Annotated in this window: 11 protein-coding genes and 1 pseudogene; 9 read left to right on the top strand and 3 right to left on the bottom strand. The window is 58.4% G+C overall.

The window, feature by feature from the left end:
• Nucleotides 1–8 precede the first annotated feature (8 nt).
• The 4 genes from FEF26_RS06740 (at nt 9) to FEF26_RS06725 (ending at nt 5,899) form a co-directional block, all read left to right on the top strand.
• Nucleotides 9–860, top strand: coding sequence for a DUF3710 domain-containing protein (locus tag FEF26_RS06740; RefSeq protein ID WP_138252779.1), 852 nt, complete (start codon nt 9–11; stop codon nt 858–860).
• Complete coding sequence (locus tag FEF26_RS06735; RefSeq protein ID WP_138252778.1) at nt 857–1,525, top strand: DUF3159 domain-containing protein; 669 nt, start codon at nt 857–859, stop codon at nt 1,523–1,525. Before FEF26_RS06740 ends, FEF26_RS06735 begins: the two co-directional genes overlap by 4 nt.
• Entirely contained in the window at nt 1,522–2,940 is a 1,419-nt protein-coding gene (locus FEF26_RS06730; protein ID WP_138252777.1) for a class I SAM-dependent RNA methyltransferase, read from the top strand. The genes FEF26_RS06735 and FEF26_RS06730 overlap by 4 nt, the downstream gene beginning before the upstream one ends.
• Before the next feature lie 124 nt (nt 2,941–3,064).
• Nucleotides 3,065–5,899: an aconitate hydratase gene (locus FEF26_RS06725; RefSeq protein WP_138252776.1), complete on the top strand. Its 2,835-nt coding sequence runs from the start codon at nt 3,065–3,067 to the stop codon at nt 5,897–5,899.
• A 59-nt stretch (nt 5,900–5,958) separates the two neighbouring features.
• Here the strand turns inward: FEF26_RS06725 and FEF26_RS06720 are convergent, their stop codons facing one another.
• Both FEF26_RS06720 and FEF26_RS06715 read right to left on the bottom strand, forming a co-directional pair.
• The gene (locus tag FEF26_RS06720) at nt 5,959–9,246 is read right to left on the bottom strand and encodes a DNA polymerase III subunit alpha (protein WP_138252775.1); all 3,288 of its coding nucleotides are present in this window, start codon (nt 9,244–9,246) and stop codon (nt 5,959–5,961) included.
• Nucleotides 9,243–9,710, bottom strand: coding sequence for a hypothetical protein (locus tag FEF26_RS06715; RefSeq protein ID WP_243730459.1), 468 nt, complete (start codon nt 9,708–9,710; stop codon nt 9,243–9,245). Before FEF26_RS06715 ends, FEF26_RS06720 begins: the two co-directional genes overlap by 4 nt.
• 244 nt (nt 9,711–9,954) lie before the next feature.
• Between FEF26_RS06715 and FEF26_RS06710 the strand changes: the two genes are divergently transcribed.
• The 5 genes from FEF26_RS06710 to FEF26_RS06690 all read left to right on the top strand — a co-directional run bounded on the left by FEF26_RS06710 (nt 9,955) and on the right by FEF26_RS06690 (nt 16,195).
• Entirely contained in the window at nt 9,955–11,559 is a 1,605-nt protein-coding gene (locus FEF26_RS06710) for an NAD-dependent epimerase/dehydratase family protein (RefSeq protein ID WP_243730458.1), read from the top strand.
• Between the two features lie 94 nt (nt 11,560–11,653).
• Nucleotides 11,654–12,694 (top strand): NADP-dependent oxidoreductase, encoded by a 1,041-nt coding sequence (locus FEF26_RS06705; RefSeq protein WP_138252774.1) that lies wholly within the window; start codon nt 11,654–11,656, stop codon nt 12,692–12,694.
• A gap of 129 nt (nt 12,695–12,823) precedes the next feature.
• Nucleotides 12,824–14,530: a catalase gene (locus FEF26_RS06700; protein ID WP_138252773.1), complete on the top strand. Its 1,707-nt coding sequence runs from the start codon at nt 12,824–12,826 to the stop codon at nt 14,528–14,530.
• Between the two features lie 13 nt (nt 14,531–14,543).
• On the top strand, nt 14,544–15,791 hold the full coding sequence (locus FEF26_RS06695; protein WP_138252772.1) for a D-arabinono-1,4-lactone oxidase: 1,248 nt from the start codon (nt 14,544–14,546) through the stop codon (nt 15,789–15,791).
• Nucleotides 15,788–16,195: a sensory rhodopsin transducer gene (locus FEF26_RS06690; protein ID WP_138252771.1), complete on the top strand. Its 408-nt coding sequence runs from the start codon at nt 15,788–15,790 to the stop codon at nt 16,193–16,195. Before FEF26_RS06695 ends, FEF26_RS06690 begins: the two co-directional genes overlap by 4 nt.
• Before the next feature lie 18 nt (nt 16,196–16,213).
• Here the strand turns inward: FEF26_RS06690 and FEF26_RS15700 are convergent.
• Nucleotides 16,214–16,488, bottom strand: a pseudogene (locus FEF26_RS15700) (gfo/Idh/MocA family oxidoreductase); the annotation flags it as partial.

Raw genomic sequence — 16,488 nt, 5'->3', positions numbered from 1 at the left:
GGAGTTTCATGCTCTTCGGCAAGAAGAAGAAAGATAAGCCGCAGCAGCCGGCGACCATCAAAGAGGCGCTCGAGTCCGAGACTGCCTCCGCTGAGCCGCAGGTTGAGATCACGGAAGCTGAGGTATCGGCAGACGGTGATGCTGTCAGCGGCGATCAGGGAGCTGTGACCGACTCTGCTGCTGAAGAGGCCACTGAGGAGCCCAACAGCCCGCCGCCGAGCTTCAAGCCGGGCCAGGGCCCTCACGATTCCAAAGATGTGGACTCGGCCAAGGGCTACATCAACTTCGGTGCGATCCTGGTGCCAGCGGCTAAGGGGCAGAAGATTCGCCTGGACATCGATCAGAAGACCAAGCGTGTGGTGTCACTGACGATCAGCATCGGCCAAGCCAGCATCCAACTCCAGGCGTTCTCCGCACCGAAGTCAGGGGGCGTATGGCAAGACGTGCGGGAGCAGATCCAGGAGTCTGTCACCAAGCAGAAGGGACGAGTCAGAATCCTCGATGGCCGCTTCGGAAAAGAGCTGCACGCTCGTGTGCCAACTGTGCTGAAAGACGGACGCCAAGGCTGGAGAGCTGCTCGTTTCATCGGAAGTGAAGGAAACCGGTGGTTCCTCCGTGGTGTGATCGGCGGGCGCGGCGCTATCGACCGCAAAGCGTCAGCCGGAGTGGAGGAGCTCTTCTCACGGATCATCGTAGTCCGTGGCGACGATCCATTGCCGCCGCGAGAACTGCTTAAGCTCAAACCGCCGGAGGGGGCGAAACGGATCGCGGCCTCCGGGCAGCAGAACCGCACCAATGGGGTGTCCCCTTCCCCACCGCGCGGCCCATCGGATAGCTCCAACGATTCTCAGAACCCATGACCTCGCAGGACCCGTTGCGTCAGCAGTTTTCGAGCTCGGCAGCTCGGAGAGTCTCAACGCGAGAGGACGGCTCTCTGGATGTGATGGGTTCAGTCGGCGGCTGGCGGGGCATCATGGAGGCCGCCTTGCCGGCCACGAGCTTCCTGACGGCTTACATCATCATGGGGGACCTCGCTATTGCCATCGTGCTGGCGATCGCAGTCGGCGCAGTGTTTGCAGTGGTGCGCCTCGTGCAGCGTGGCAGTCTGGTTCAGTCGCTTTCCGGTCTCGCAGGCGTACTGATCTGCGCGGCGTTTGCACACTTCTCCGGTGAGGCCCGCGGCTACTACGTTCCCGGGTTCTTCATCAATATCGCCTATATTCTGGCTCTGACCATCTCCATTGCTGTGAAGTGGCCGCTGATGGGGGTGATTTTCGGAGTCATTCGCGGCGAGGGTTTCGAATGGCGGCAGGACAAGGTTCGACGCCGCGGCTACGCGTTGGCGACCTGGATCATCACGGCGGTTCTCGCCTCACGACTGATAGTCCAGCTTCCCCTCTACTTCGCAGACAACGAAACTGCCCTTGGAGTGACGCGGGTGGTCATGGGAGTGCCGCTCTACGCCTTCGCCCTCTGGCTGGGCTGGATGATCACACGTGAACGTGAGCCGAGTTCGGCCCCATGACCGGCCCCCATGTGCTAACTCTGACCGTGGGGCCGATGTCCCATGGCGGTCACTGCGTTGCTCGCCATGAAGGACGCGTGGTCTTCGTCCGCCATGCTGTTCCAGGTGAGACCGTCCGGGCTGTCGTCACTGACGGCGAAAACTCTTCTCGCTTCTGGAGAGCAGATGTGTTCGATGTGCTGGACGCTTCCGACCACCGCCGACGCCACCCCTGGAAGCAGGCTGACGCGCTACGTGCCTATGATCACGATCAACTTCCCGTCGGGGGAGCTGACTACGGCCACATCACCGACGTCCACCAACGGCGGCTGAAATCGCAGGTGTTTCGAGACACCATGCAGCGCATCGGCGGTATCGATATCAGCACCCTCGACACAGACCATGTGGGTCCGGAGGGCGATTTCACCGTTGAGCATCTGCCGGGTGCTGACGCCGCTGGCATGCATTGGCGCACCAGGGCCAGCTTCGGTATCAGCGGCGGTTCGCTTGCTATGAAACCCAGCCGGTCCCATGAGCTGATTCCGCTGCGGTCCATGCCTCTAGGTGTGGAGTCCATTGGTGCCTCCGGAATATTTTCCTGGAATTTCGCAGGCGCGCAGAGTGTCGATGTTGTGGCCCCCGGCGGAGAAGACCCACTGACCTTGATCGTCCGGGCAGAGAATCCCAGGGATACGAAATTTTTGGTCGAGTTCGAGGATCGTCTCAAAGGTTTCGCCGCATCCTCTCCGGAGGTTGGCAGCATCGTCCTGGCTTTGGCGCAGACCCAGCCTCGCAAGGGTCGTCGTCGATACAGTCAGATGCAACCAACCACGGTCGACTATCGCCTGCTACTCGGAAACCGCATGGTCAACGAGCCTCTCCCGACGCCGGTGGGGGACCGTAATTCTGTCTCACTTCCGCCGGAGGGCTTCTGGCAGATCCACCGCAGCGCGCCCAGCGCACTGGTGAGCACTGTTGACCGTATGGCTGAGCTTCCACCAGGAGGCTCCGCCATTGACCTCTACGCGGGTGCAGGACTCTTCACTGCATGGGCGTCCTCACGGGTGGGCCCCTCCGGTCGCGTGCTTTCTGTTGAAGCTTCGGCGGCAACGTCTGACGCGGCATGGGAGCTCTTCACAGGAGTCGCCGGAGTGGAAGTTGTGCAGGCTTCAGCCGAGAGCGTGGCGACTCGTCTCGACACCAGCGATGTTGTTGTTCTGGACCCTCCACGGGCCGGAGCCGACAAACGAGTCATAGCCGGCATCGATTCAGCTGACCCGGGCCAGATCATCTACGTTTCCTGCGATCCCGCTTCATTCGCGAGAGACGCCAAGCAGCTCTATGACGTGGGTTGGGTGATCTCTGATCTTGCTCTGCTGGACCTTTATCCCAACACACACCACATGGAATCTGTCGCACTCTTTAAGCGTACCTAGCAGTCGTCTCGACGCGGTGAGCCTCACCTAAGCCGAGTGGCGCACCGGTATGAGTAGGATGGATATCGATGAGCGCGCACCCAAGCGCTGTGGCAGCCCGCCAACGAGACTAAGGAGTCTAAGCGTGAGCACAGTGGACAGTTTCGGAGCAAAAGGCGTACTCAACGTCGATGGCTCCGACTATGAGATTTTTCGACTCAACGCGGTAGAGGGGTATGACTCCCTCCCGTACAGCCTCAAGGTTCTGTTGGAGAACCTTCTCCGGACCGAAGACGGCGAGAACGTCACCGCCGAGCACATTAAAGCTTTGGGCAAATGGGATGAGTCAGCCCAGCCCAATACTGAGATTCAATTCACCCCCGGCCGAGTTCTGATGCAGGACTTCACTGGCGTTCCCTGTGTGGTCGACCTCGCCACTATGCGCGAGGCCGTCGCCGATCTGGGCGGTGACCCTTCGAAGATTAATCCGTTGGCACCTGCTGAGATGGTCATTGACCACTCCGTGCAGATCGATTCCTTCGGCAACTCTGATGCGATCGAACGCAATATGGACATCGAATACCAGCGCAATGGTGAGCGGTACCAGTTCCTGCGCTGGGGACAGACTGCTTTCGATGACTTCAAAGTTGTTCCCCCTGGCATGGGAATCGTTCACCAGGTGAACATCGAGTCGCTGGCTCGAGTGGTGATGACTCGTGAGGTTGACGGTGTTCTGCGCGCCTACCCAGACACCTGTGTGGGAACCGACTCGCACACGACCATGGAAAACGGTCTGGGAGTTCTGGGCTGGGGAGTTGGCGGTATCGAAGCGGAGGCCGCGATGCTTGGCCAGCCGATCTCCATGCTGATCCCACGGGTGGTTGGATTTGAGCTTTCCGGCCAAATCCCAGCCGGTGCTACCGCCACCGATGTGGTCCTGACCATCACTCAGATGCTGCGGGAGCATGGTGTTGTCGGCAAGTTCGTCGAGTTCTTCGGTGAAGGTGTCGCGGCTGTGCCCTTGGCCAACCGGGCGACGATCGGCAACATGTCACCGGAATTCGGTTCCACCGCAGCGATGTTCCCCATCGACGACGTCACCATCAGCTACCTGCGTCTCACCGGCAGGACCGAGGAAGAAATCTCTCTGGTCGAGGCTTACGCCAAAGAGCAGGGCATGTGGCACGATCCTTCGCGCGAGCTGCGCTTCTCGGAGCGTTTGAAGCTCGACCTCTCGACTGTGGTCCCTTCCATAGCTGGCCCTAAGCGGCCACAGGATCGCATCGAACTCACCGATGCCAAAGAGCAGTTTCGCAAGGACATCCACAACTATGTGGCGGAAGAGACTGCAGTCGTCAACGACGCACTCAACGGCAAAGTAGATGAAGCTTCCGATGAGTCCTTCCCAAGCTCGGATGCACCTTCCCACACCCCTGATGAGTCACAGGACCCCGCCGATAAGCCACGACCAATGGATCCCTCAGCGGAACCTGTGGTGGGCCGTCCATCGAACCCCATCCCTGTGGCTATGCCAGATGGCCGTGAGTTCAACTTGGACCACGGTGCGGTGTCGATTGCCTCGATTACTTCTTGCACCAACACTTCTAACCCCAATGTGATGCTGGCCGCTGGCGTTCTGGCTCGCAATGCTGTGGAACAGGGATTGACCCAGAAACCATGGGTCAAGACTTCCATTGCACCGGGCTCCAAAGTGGTCACTGACTACTACGAAAAGTCCGGCCTCATCGAGTATCTGGAAAAGATCGGCTTCTTTGTGGTGGGTTACGGCTGCACCACCTGCATCGGAAACTCCGGTCCGCTTGAAGAGGAGATCTCCAAGACTGTTCAGGATGAAGACTTGGCGGTGACCTCTGTTCTTTCGGGCAACCGCAACTTCGAAGGTCGCATCAACCCGGATGTCAAGATGAACTACCTTGCCTCACCTCCGCTGGTGGTTGCCTATGCTCTCGCCGGGACCATGGACTTCGATTTCGAAAATGACCCGCTGGGCCAGAACTCTCAGGGCGAGGATGTGTACCTTCGGGACATCTGGCCGGACCCCATCGAGGTGGAAAAGATTATTGAGGAGTCCATCGACACTGAGATGTTCACCTCGAAGTACGGCACCATCTTTGACGGTGACCACCGCTGGCAGTCTTTGGACACTCCTGAGGGCGATACCTTCACCTGGGATGAGAATTCAACCTATGTGCGCAAAGCGCCCTACTTTGACGGTTTGGAACTCGACCCCGAACCCGTCACCGACATCGAGGGTGCGCGAGTTCTGCTGAAGCTGGGCGATTCTGTCACCACTGACCATATTTCACCGGCTGGTTCCTTCAAGTCAGATACTCCTGCAGGACGGTACCTTCTGGAGAATGGGGTCGAACGGAAGAACTTCAATTCCTACGGGTCCCGTCGCGGTAATCACGAGGTGATGATTCGGGGCACTTTTTCCAACATCCGAATCAAGAACGAACTGCTCGACGGCGTGGAGGGCGGTTTCACCCGTGACTTCACCAAAGACGGGGAACAGGCCTACGTTTACGACGCAGCCATGAACTACCAGGAAGCTGGTATCCCGTTGGTGGTCCTGGGTGGAAAGGAGTACGGCTCCGGTTCATCCCGTGACTGGGCGGCCAAAGGCACGAGCCTTCTGGGTGTCCGGGCAGTGATCGTTGAGTCGTTCGAGCGCATTCACCGATCGAACCTCATCGGTATGGGCGTATTGCCGCTGCAGTTCCCCGAGGGTGAATCGGCACAGACTCTGGGACTGACTGGTTTCGAGACATTCGCCATTTCTGAGATCACCAAACTCAATGATGGTGAAGTCCCGGAGACCGTGAAAGTCACCGCAACCAAGGATGATGGCTCCACTGTGGAGTTTGATGCGGTTGTCCGTATCGACACACCTGGTGAAGCCAATTACTACCGCAATGGTGGCATTCTGCAGTATGTCCTCCGCTCTCTGGTGAAGTAAGCCAAGGAGTTTAGAGCTCATTAGGGAGGGCCGGTCGTCAGACCGGCCCTCCCTAGCAGTTAATGCCCAGATGTCAGCTCAGCTGGGGACCCATGCAAATTCCACGCCCTGATGGCTTGGACGGTCACAGCTCGTGGTCCTGTTCGGCGTATAGTTCCCTCAGCCATGAGCATCTTGGCTGCGAATAGCGCTTCACCAGTGTTGGCCTGAGCTTCATCGAAGAATGACAGGTCCACCACTCCTGTTCCATCGTCTAAAGAGATGAACACGACCCTTTTCCCAGACGCCATCGGAGGGGTTTGCGTAGCCACGCGGATCCCGGCGACCCTGACAGAGGCTCCGCTGCGCTGGTTCAGCAGATCCTTAGCGTAGGTGACTCCTACTCCTTCAAGGCCTTCACGATGCACGCTCATGACGTGATCTGTAGTGTCCACACTGGTCAGATCAAGTTCTGTGGCTAACACTTCAGTATCGGTAGGAGGTGACTGACCGGTGGGAAGACTGCTGGCTTCAGTATCAGAGAGAGGAAAAGCCAGCTGACCGGCTGCCTGTGGGATCCGTGCCTGCTGGTTTCTCCGTGGACCAGTGCGCTCAATCCAGTCAAAAAGATCATTGCGGCGATTGCGTCCTGTACCTGCAGGAAGAAACGAATCTAGGGCACCGACTTTCGCCATGGACTTCATCGTGTTGAGTCTTGGCTTGGCCCGGGCCCGAAGGTCTGCCAGCGAATCGAAGGGCTGTTCGTTTTCAATTCGTCGGATCTCCGCTGCTGATATGCCTTTTAGCGTGGTAAGGGCCATACGGATCCCCCAATTGGAGTCGGGTTGGTTTCCGTTGGAGAGCCGAGTCGCAGGCTGTGTAGTTTCTAACCGGAAGTGACCAGTGGACCGATTAATATCCATCGGAAGCAGCGGTATCTCAAGACGACGAGCCTCGGCTACCAACAGCCGAAGTGGGTACATTCCGGGGTCGTGTTCGAACAGGCCCGTCATAAATGCCGCCGGATAGTGCGTCTTCAACCATGCGGACTGATACGTCGGGACAGCGAATGCTGCGGCGTGAGCCTTACAGAACCCGAAAGAGCCGAAACTGGCCAATTGGCGCCAGACCTCATCTGTGACTTCCTGCGTATAACCACGTTCTGCTGTGCTTGAACGGAAGAATGATTCAACCTCTGCGCTCTTATGCTCCCGCGACAAAGATCGACGGAGCTCATCTGCAGCGGCAAGCCCACAACCAGTCATCGTGTCGAAAATCCTCAGGACTTGCTCGTGATACACAATGACGCCATACGTCTCCTCCAAAATCTCGATCAGATCAGGGTGCGGATACCGCGTCGATTCGAAACCGTGACGACGTTCCAGGAAGGGGCGGACCATTCCTGCCCCCATCGGTCCGGGGCGAAAAAGTGAAATGTCCAGAATGAGGTCCTCCAGTGAGGCTGGAATGAGCTTCCCAATGAGTTCACGCTGACCAGGTGATTCGATCTGGAAGCAACCCAAAGTATGTGTGGATTGGATCAGGTCAAAGGTTGCCGGATCTTCAAAGCTGATGGTGTCGAGGCTGATGCGGTCCCCAGTGGTTCGTTCGATCTCACCAAGACAATGGGCAATGGCCGACTGCATACGCACTCCCAAGATATCTAATTTGATGAAACCTGCTGGGTCCATGTCGTCCTTGCCGAATTGGCTCATCGGCAAACCAGTCACACCGCTTGGCTGAACAGGCGTCAAGCTGAGCAGGTCTTTGTTCCCCAGGATGACGCCACAAGGGTGTGTGGAGATATGCCTCGGCAGACGGTCAAGGCGCTCAGTGAGATCAACCAGCAGGTCGAGTTGAGCACGGCCGGAGACGCGTTCGGTCTCAATACGTTCAGCCAGATGCTTCAGCTCAGGCTTATCCTCCAATGCCTGGCGAAACTCACGAGCGGGGAAGCGCCACATGATTTCTGCCAGTTGATCAAGCTCGTCATCAGGAAGACCAAGTGCCATACCTGCATCACGCACTGCCCCGCGGACCCTGTAGGCATTCTGCATGCTCATCAGCGTGACTCGCTCTTTGCCGAACCGATCAAAGACGCGCTGGTAGATTTCGTGACGCCGCTCTGATTCAACGTCAATATCAATATCCGGCAGGGTAGCCCGGTTCAGAGAAAGAAACCGTTCGAAGATCAGACCATGTTTCAGGGGGTCGATGGGGCTCACTCCTAAAGCGTGAACAACTAGGGAGGAGACTCCTGAACCTCGAGCAGCGCAGCGCACACCAAGCTCCTGAATGAGCCGCGTTACTTCCGCCACAGTCAGAAAGTAGGCTGAAAAACCTAAATCCTCGATAACTGCCAATTCGTGTTCCAAACGATGGCGCACCTGTGGCTGCTCAAGCCGTGCTGCTAGCCCCTGCTCACAGCGGAAACGCAGTTCCTCATCAGCGGAGCCTTCGATGCCGATCACATGTGCCTCAGGTATCTTTGGCACCCCGTAAGTCATATGTTGTGTGGGGTCGATCTGACAGGCATTGGCCAGATCTTCAGTGGTGCGGAGAATGGCCTCAGGCTCAACAACGACTGTGCTGGCTTTACATATCTCGGCCGCAATGCTGAGCATCTCGGTTTCCGGCTTGAGCCAGCCTTGGTCATTGGGCTGTAGTGGAGCTGAATCCAGGCTGCTGAGAACACGCACTGCATCGAGAACATCCGCAGTAGCCGCCTCCTCGGCTGTGCACAGCCGCACCGCATTGGTAAGTACTGTCGGCACACGGCAGGCCGCTGCAGCTGAGAGCATTCTTGCCGCGTGGGCAGTGGAAAGCTCTTCACCCGGCGGAGCAAGATGTGAAACAAGTTCTACATATACAGCGGCTCCAAGAAGCTGACGCCATTGCCGCAAAGCGGTGCGGGCTGGGCGGTATCGCCGCCCGGCCGCCAGCATTCCGATATCGGACTCTGGGCCCAACAGGACAAACAGCAGGGGGGCCTCGGTGGTTGAAGTGCGTGACAGCTGAGCAAGCCGCTCACGTGAAAGTGCCGGTTCCGGGCCGCTGCTGCTGGCCGATGTGCCTTCATGTGCGGCAGATACCGCCTGACACAGTGCGGCGTATCCCTTCCTGCTGCCATGAGCCAAGACGGTCACGCGTCCATGGCCATGTACTGCAAGGTCAGCGCCAAGGATAGGTGCTAGATCATGGTCACGGCAGGCTCCAATGTGTTGGACTGCTCCATAGATCCCGTTTCGGTCAGTCAACGCTAGGGCGGGTGCTCCTGCTGCAGCTGCTGCGGCGGCTAATTCTTGAGGTGTTGCTGTTCCGTAGTGGCTTGAGAAGCAGCTTGCTACATGCAGGTGGATGAATGTCATTCCACCGCCTCAGGCTCTTGAGGATTCTCGTGAATGCGCAGCAGACGCCAGCGGTCTGCGGGCAGGCTCCTTCCAACATCAACTGTGATGCGTTCAGCCGTCAGCGGGTCCTGCACTTGGATTCGCCACACTTCCTGGGACACCAAACCAGCCCGTCCCCGCTCAGCTCGTATTTCCTCAGTCCACCAGCGTCGCCGGGCGAACCAACGCAGCGGTTCAGCAACCACGTCATAACCACGCTCTCGCCACCACAAGTGCAGCGGCAGTCCCTGATCACTCACGACTACCTCTACATGCTCAGTGATGCGACTATCGGCTGATGCCCCTGCAGTGGCCTGAGAGACGTTCCTGCGGGCATAGTCTGTGGCCGCCTCTGCCGAGACCAGTCGGGTCACTCCCGAAAGTGGTCTCGGGTCTGACTGCTGCTCAAGTGAGGCGGAGGAATAATGTGGATGTGCTGTCATTGTCAGGCTCCTTGCATCATGGCGCGAACCTGATGGGAAGCGCGGAGCACCCATCGTATTCGAACATAGATTCGATAGCAATGATGATCTTATGCCTGACTACGGAGACACCTCCGACCCGGCCGCTGTGGGCACTGTCGGCACCTGGTGCGCAGCAGCTGTCCGGTGAAATCTCAGGTCAGCATGGTCGGGTGGAAAGCACTTCAGGCATGAAGAGACATGGAGAACGAGTACAGCAGGGGAGATGGCCCACATGCGCGTTGTTGTTGTTGGAGCTACTGGGAACGCCGGTTCGGCAGTTCTGGAGGAACTCTCTGATAGAGAAGAGATCACATCAGTACTGGGTCTTGCGCGAAGGTTACCGGAGACTGCGTGCGAGCCGTTCAGTCATGCCGAGTGGGCCACTGTGGACATCCAATTTCCTGATTCGGTAAAGACCCTCACCAAGCTGTTCTCCGGAGCGGATGCTGTGATCCACCTTGGCTGGCTGATTCAACCGAACTCTAAGCGAGAGCTGCTGCGCCGAGTCAATGTCGACGGTACCGAGCATGTGCTCAAAGCTGCCGCGGAAGCCTCTGTTAACCGGATTGCTGTCGCCTCCTCCGTGGGCGCCTACTCGGCGGTGGACGATGATCAGCCGCGCGATGAGTCCTGGGGCACCGAGGGCATTTCCGGTTCCCACTACAGCGAAGACAAAGCAGCCCAAGAGCGGGTGATGGATGAGTTCGAGGCCCTTCACCCAGATATTGCGCTAGCCAGGCTCCGCCCTGGTCTCATCTTCCAGGCTGAGGCTGGCGCTGAAATCCAGCGCTATTTCGCCGGACGTCTAGCCCCAGTGCAGCTTCTCCAGAAGGTCAGTCCGCCACTGGTTCCGATCCCGCACGGCATCCGGACCCAAGCGGTCCACGCCCGCGATGTGGCAAAAGCCTATGTTGAAGCGATCATTCGTGGAGCTCGTGGAGCATTCAACATCGCTTCCGACGACCTCCTCACCGGTGAAGCCATCGCTTCCATCGTTTCGGGTCGCAGCGCTGGCAGAGCCAGTATTGCGCTGCCATTTCCTCCGTTGAAGCCTTTAGTCAGGGCTGCTCACCGAGCTCGCGTACTGCCCATGGATGAAGGATGGTTGGAGATGGCCCGGCATGCCCCGGTCATGGATACCTCCCGCGCACGTTCCATCCTTGATTGGCACCCAGAAGCCTCTGGTTCGGATGCCTTAGCTGAACTGCTCGAAGGTTTGGCATCGGGGGAAGGGCACGGTTCGATTCCTCTGCGACCACGCAGCCAATCCGCAACGAACGAACACCCATTGCCCAGTCCTGAGCATGAGCTGCCTTCCAGCATTGATGCCGGACTGCTCCGCAGCTATATGGCGGACCACCTGGCCGGAGCCACGGCGGGGTTAAAGCGCATTCAGGCCATGGAGGGTGCTTTCGACGACACAGCTGTCTACCCGCAGCTGTCCCAGGTGGCGGATGCTATCGAATCTGAGCATCAGTGGCTCAGCGAACTGATTCAGGCTCAGGGGTTCCCGCGTCCAGTAATCGCTGCGCCTGCGCTCTGGCTCGGTGAACGACTGAGTCGAGCTAAGCCCTACGCTCGACCCCTGAAGCGCTCACCGGCCGCCTTGGTGCTGGAGACAGAACTAATGATGGCCGCCGTCACCGCCAAACGCCAGGGTTGGGAGGTGCTCTCGGACTACGCAGATGAGCTCGGAATAGAAGCCTCAGTGTTTGATCGGCTTGTCGAAGCCGCTGATGACCAGCGGAAGGACCTGGGTGAGGTCCATACCTATGCCAGACAGCGCGCCTTCCGCACTGACCGCGCTACTTTCGTACCGGGGGAGTAGCGGCAGATACTGGGATGCGGAGTCACTCGATAAGGCGGCCTAGTCGTCGTCGTATGTTCTCCCTGACTGAAAGTCGAAAGGAAACGTCATCAATTTGCCTGAGAACACCACCTATCAGACGAGCACACAGATCCAGCTCAGCTCCCGCCCCACCGGCTGGCCGACCCCAGAGAACTTCCGGACGGTCACCGTACAACTGGACGACCTCGGCGAGAACCAGGTGCGCGTCGCCAATGAGTTCATCTCAGTGGACCCCTATATGCGCGGCCGCATGAGCTCCGCCAAGAGCTACGTCCCACCCTTTGAACTCGGTGAAACGATGGACGGCAGCGCTATTGGTCGCATCGTCGCCTCCCGCGCGGAGTCGCTGCCAGTCGGCACTCTGGTATTGCACCAGCTGGGTTGGCGCGACGTCTCTCAGGGCGACGCCGGCGCATTCAGCGCCGTGCCCGAACTCCCAGGGGATTCACCTTCCCTCTACCTCGGCATTCTGGGAATGACCGGACTGACCGCCTATGTGGGACTGACCGAGATCGGCCCTGTGACTGAGGGAGACACAGTCTTCATCTCGGGCGCAGCCGGCGCTGTAGGCACCGCAGCCGGGCAGATCGCTAAACTGCTGGGCGCCAGCCGCGTGATCGGATCGGCAGGCTCGGATGAGAAGGTCGCCCTGCTGAAAGAGAAATACGGGTTCGACGCCGCACTGAACTACAAGACTGCTCCTTTGCGCGAACAACTGCCCGACCTAGCACCTGACGGGGTAGACGTATTCTTCGACAACGTCGGTGGCGACCACCTAGAAGCAGCCCTCGATGTGATGAACACTCATGGTCGATTGGCCATATGCGGCGCGATTTCCCAGTACAACGCAACAGAGCCGACCAAGGGTCCTGACAATATGGCCAACTTCATCACCCGAAGCCTTTCAATGCGCGGGTTCACCCTGAACCACCACCTGGATAAGGCCTCGGAATTCAACGAGAAGATGACCCAATGGTTCGGCGCGGGGAAAGTGGTCTACGACGAGACAGTGGTCAACGGTATCGGCAACGCTGTAGACGCTTTCCTTAACATGATGCGTGGTGCCAATACTGGCAAGATGGTGGTGCGCACAGGAACCCCCGACAACGACTAGTTTCCAGGCTGCGCACAGCGTATTCCTAGCGAAAGTGCACCTGACATGGGCGTTTGCCTCTTTTGAGTTACTCATAAAAAAGATAGGCTGTAGCTGTCCATCCACTTTCACGAGGAGCAAAGGAGTGTCATGGCTGACCACCAGATCCTCACCACCCGCCAGGGCCAACCAGTGCCGAACAACCAGAATCAGCGCACCATTGGATCCCGCGGACCCGCCACTCTGGAGAACTATCACTTTCTGGAGAAGATCAGCCACTTTGATCGCGAACGCATTCCGGAACGTGTGGTGCATGCCCGGGGTTTTGTGGCGTACGGGGAATTCGAGGCCACCGGCAAGATCGGTGATGAGCCTGCTTCACAGTACACACGGGCTAAGCTTTTTCAGGAGGCTGGCAAGAAGACCGACCTGGCTATCCGTTTCTCCACCGTCATTGGTGGCCGCGACTCCACTGAGGTGGCTCGTGATCCCCGTGGATTCGCGGTGAAGTTCTACACCGAGGACGGCAACTGGGACCTGGTCGGCAATAACCTGCCTGTGTTCTTCATCCGTGATGCCTTGAAGTTTCCTGATGTGATCCATTCGTTGAAACCGGATCCGATCACTTTTCGGCAGGAACCCAACCGCATTTTCGACTTCATGAGCCAGTCGCCGGAGTCAATGCATATGCTCACCCATCTGTTCAGCCCTCGGGGAATCCCCGCGACCTACCGCCATATGGAAGGATTCGGGGTCAACACCTACAAGATGGTCAACGAGCACGGGGAGACCGTCCTGGTGAAGTATCACTGGCTGCCGCGCCAAGGGGTTGCTTCATTGTCTGAGGAGGAAGCTGCCAAGGTCCAGGGCCAGGAGCTCGGCTCCGCATCCAAGGACCTCTATGAGGCCATCGAACGTGGTGACTTTCCGCAGTGGGACCTCTATGTCCAGCTGATGGAGGACCACGAACACCCTGAGCTGGAGTGGGATCCTCTGGATGACACCAAGATCTGGCCGGAACACGACTTCCCCCTCAGGCATGTCGGCACCATGACCTTGAACCGGAACATCCAGGACTTCCACAATGAAAACGAGCAGATCGCCATGGGAACCGGCGTACTGGTGGACGGCTTGGACTTCTCTGATGACAAGATGCTCGTCGGCCGGACCTTCAGCTACTCCGATACTCAGCGTTACCGGGTGGGGCCGAACTATCTCCAGCTGCCGGTGAACTACCCCAAGGGAGTCAATGGCAGGGTTCACACCCACCAACGCGGTGGCGAGATGAGCTACCACACCGATGTTGCGCCAGGGCAGAACCCTCATGTCAACTATGAGCCGAGCATCCACAATGGCCTCCATGAGGCCACTGCGAAGCCGAGCAAGCCGCCGCAGGTCAGCGGTCAGCTGACTCAGTCGAGCATTGAGCGCACCAATGATTATGTCCAGGCCCGGGGACGCTACAGCACTATCAATGACTGGGAACGCGACGAGCTGGTCAACGTCATGGGGACTCTGCTCTCCACCTGTGAGGCGGATGTTCAGCACCGCATGGTCTGGCATTTCTTCATGGTTCATGATGACTATGGCCACCGCGTCGGTCAGCAGCTGGGGATATCGGTCGATGATGTGGCACACCTTCGGCCGCTTGCTACCCAGGACTTCACTGACGCTGAGCATCAGCGGCTGAAGAATCTCGGCCGCAATGGTGACTCACTCGATCCAGCTCAGTGGGGCGGATGGACCTCCTCGGTGAAGAACCACCAGGCCGCTGCTGATGATGTGCTCTCAGGCGGTTTGGGTCAGCTTGAGTATTCACCGGAGAAGCCACCGGTGGGTGCATCCGCAAGCGTCTGAGTAGAGGACTACCGTGGCACAGAAATTCACTAACTGGTCCGGTTCAGTCAGCTTCACACCGGAGACCATCGCCACACCGGAGACCACCGGTCAGCTCATCACAGCGGTGAAAAGTGCTGGCCGTCGTGGCTCGACGGTGCGGCCGGTGGGCTCGGGCCACTCCTCCACCCCCATTTTCCGCACTGAAGACATTCTGTTGTCTCTGGACAATATGACGGGAGTACTGGAAGTCGATGCCGAGGCAGGCTGGGCAAAGGTCCTTCCCGGAACTGGCCTGCGAGACCTCGGCGAAGAGCTGGCTGAGCATGGTGTGGCGATGCAGAATCTCGGAGATGTCGATTACCAGGCCATCGCCGGTGCTATTGCCACTGGCACTCACGGCTCGGGGATCACACTGGGGAACCTATCCTCGACACTCATCGGCGGCACCCTCATCAACGGCCTGGGGGAGGAAGTGCCTTTCGGAGTCGACGCCGGGGTCCCTCCTGAAAGTCTAGCTTCAGATCAACTGCTGCGTGCAGTGCAGGTGTCATTCGGGACTCTGGGGGTGCTGAGCTCACTGACTCTGCGGGTGGAGCCGGCCCATCAACTGCACCGCCTGAACTGGGTGACCCATATTGACTGGGTATTGGAGAACTATGCGGAGCTGGTGAAGACCAACCGCAGCATGGACTTCTACTGGTATCCCCGCAGCGATCTCGCTCAGGTGCGCACACTCAACAAACCTGGTCATGAGCCAGCACTAACACCTGAGGGTGAGCCCTACAGCAGGCTGAAGAAGGATGAGACAGGGCCGAACTACGAGATCATCCCCAATGACCGCATGCTCCACTTTGAGGAGATGGAGTACATGCTTCCCTTTGACCAGAGCCTCACAGCGTTCCGTCGTGTGCGCGATCGGGTCAAGGTCAAGCATCGGGCTGAGGTGGGCTGGCGGGTGCTGGTTCGCACTATTGCTGCGGATCACGCCATGCTGTCCAATACTGAGGCCGAGTACCGGCAGGGCAGCCCCTCCATGACCATAGCGCTGCTGCAGAACAACACGCTGCCGTTCAAACGGTACTTCGATGACATTGAACCCATTTTCTGGCAGTTCGACGGTCGTCCCCACTGGGGGAAGAAGCACACGCTGAAGGCTGCTGAGTTAGCCCCGCTCTATCCGCAGTGGGACGCGTTCCACGCCATCCGTCGCAGTATGGACCCGGAGGGCCTTCTCATGAACGACTATCTGCGTGAGCTTTTCGGTGAGGAGACAGGATGACCCATCAATCCGAAATCAACAACGACGCCGGGGGAACCCTTGGTCGCAATACCTGGGTCTTTTCTGCCGGGTTCGCCCCCAGCCAGAGCACTGGATTCGAGCCTGACTTCACTTCGCGAAACACACTGTGCCTGCTCAACACCGGAGACCGGGAAGCTTGTGTGAGGCTCACGGTCTATTACGACGACGCCGAGCCGGTGGGGCCCTACGAGATCGCCGTAGGTGCCCGTCGCGTGAAACATCAGCGCATTAACGACCTCATTGAACCCGAGGCTGTGTACCTGGATAAGCCCTATGGTGTGGTGATCGACTCTGACGAACCAGTAGTCGCTCAGCTCTACTACTTAGACTCCCGTGACGGCAACTTGGCGGTTTCTCACCTCAATCCGGCGCCCCTGCCGTAGTGGGGGATCCCTGATCAATCAGCCCAGGGCCCTCCGCACGGAGGTCCAAGAGGCCAAGCAGGCGCGAACAGCCTCGGAAGATTCCTCGCTCATTGCTTGATGCCAGGCGCGCTCCAGGACATCTTCCAACGGGACGCGGGAAGCTCGTTCAGCGGATTCCACTGCAGCTTCCACCATCGCCAGACTCAAAATGTTCTGATGCACCTCTCCGAGCACTCCGGCCTGTGTGGCGGATAGCCGGAGTTGGAAGCAATAGTCTGCGTAGTTGGAAGCGGCGTTCCGGTGACCGGGTA

Source organism: Nesterenkonia salmonea, assembly GCF_005771525.1.
Lineage (GTDB): Bacteria > Actinomycetota > Actinomycetes > Actinomycetales > Micrococcaceae > Nesterenkonia > Nesterenkonia salmonea.
This window is presented reverse-complemented; position numbering and strand designations above follow the sequence as displayed.

What these genes read in the sequence shown, in the direction of transcription:
- FEF26_RS06710 (WP_243730458.1), top strand. Translation starts at nt 9,955, where the DNA reads ATGGCCCACATGCGCGTTGTTGTTGTTGGAGCTACTGGGAACGCCGGT.
- FEF26_RS06735 (WP_138252778.1), top strand. Translation starts at nt 857, where the DNA reads ATGACCTCGCAGGACCCGTTGCGTCAGCAGTTTTCGAGCTCGGCAGCT.
- FEF26_RS06700 (WP_138252773.1), top strand. Translation starts at nt 12,824, where the DNA reads ATGGCTGACCACCAGATCCTCACCACCCGCCAGGGCCAACCAGTGCCG.
- FEF26_RS06715 (WP_243730459.1), bottom strand. Translation starts at nt 9,710, where the DNA reads ATGACAGCACATCCACATTATTCCTCCGCCTCACTTGAGCAGCAGTCA.
- FEF26_RS06720 (WP_138252775.1), bottom strand. Translation starts at nt 9,246, where the DNA reads ATGACATTCATCCACCTGCATGTAGCAAGCTGCTTCTCAAGCCACTAC.
- FEF26_RS06690 (WP_138252771.1), top strand. Translation starts at nt 15,788, where the DNA reads ATGACCCATCAATCCGAAATCAACAACGACGCCGGGGGAACCCTTGGT.
- FEF26_RS06740 (WP_138252779.1), top strand. Translation starts at nt 9, where the DNA reads ATGCTCTTCGGCAAGAAGAAGAAAGATAAGCCGCAGCAGCCGGCGACC.
- FEF26_RS06730 (WP_138252777.1), top strand. Translation starts at nt 1,522, where the DNA reads ATGACCGGCCCCCATGTGCTAACTCTGACCGTGGGGCCGATGTCCCAT.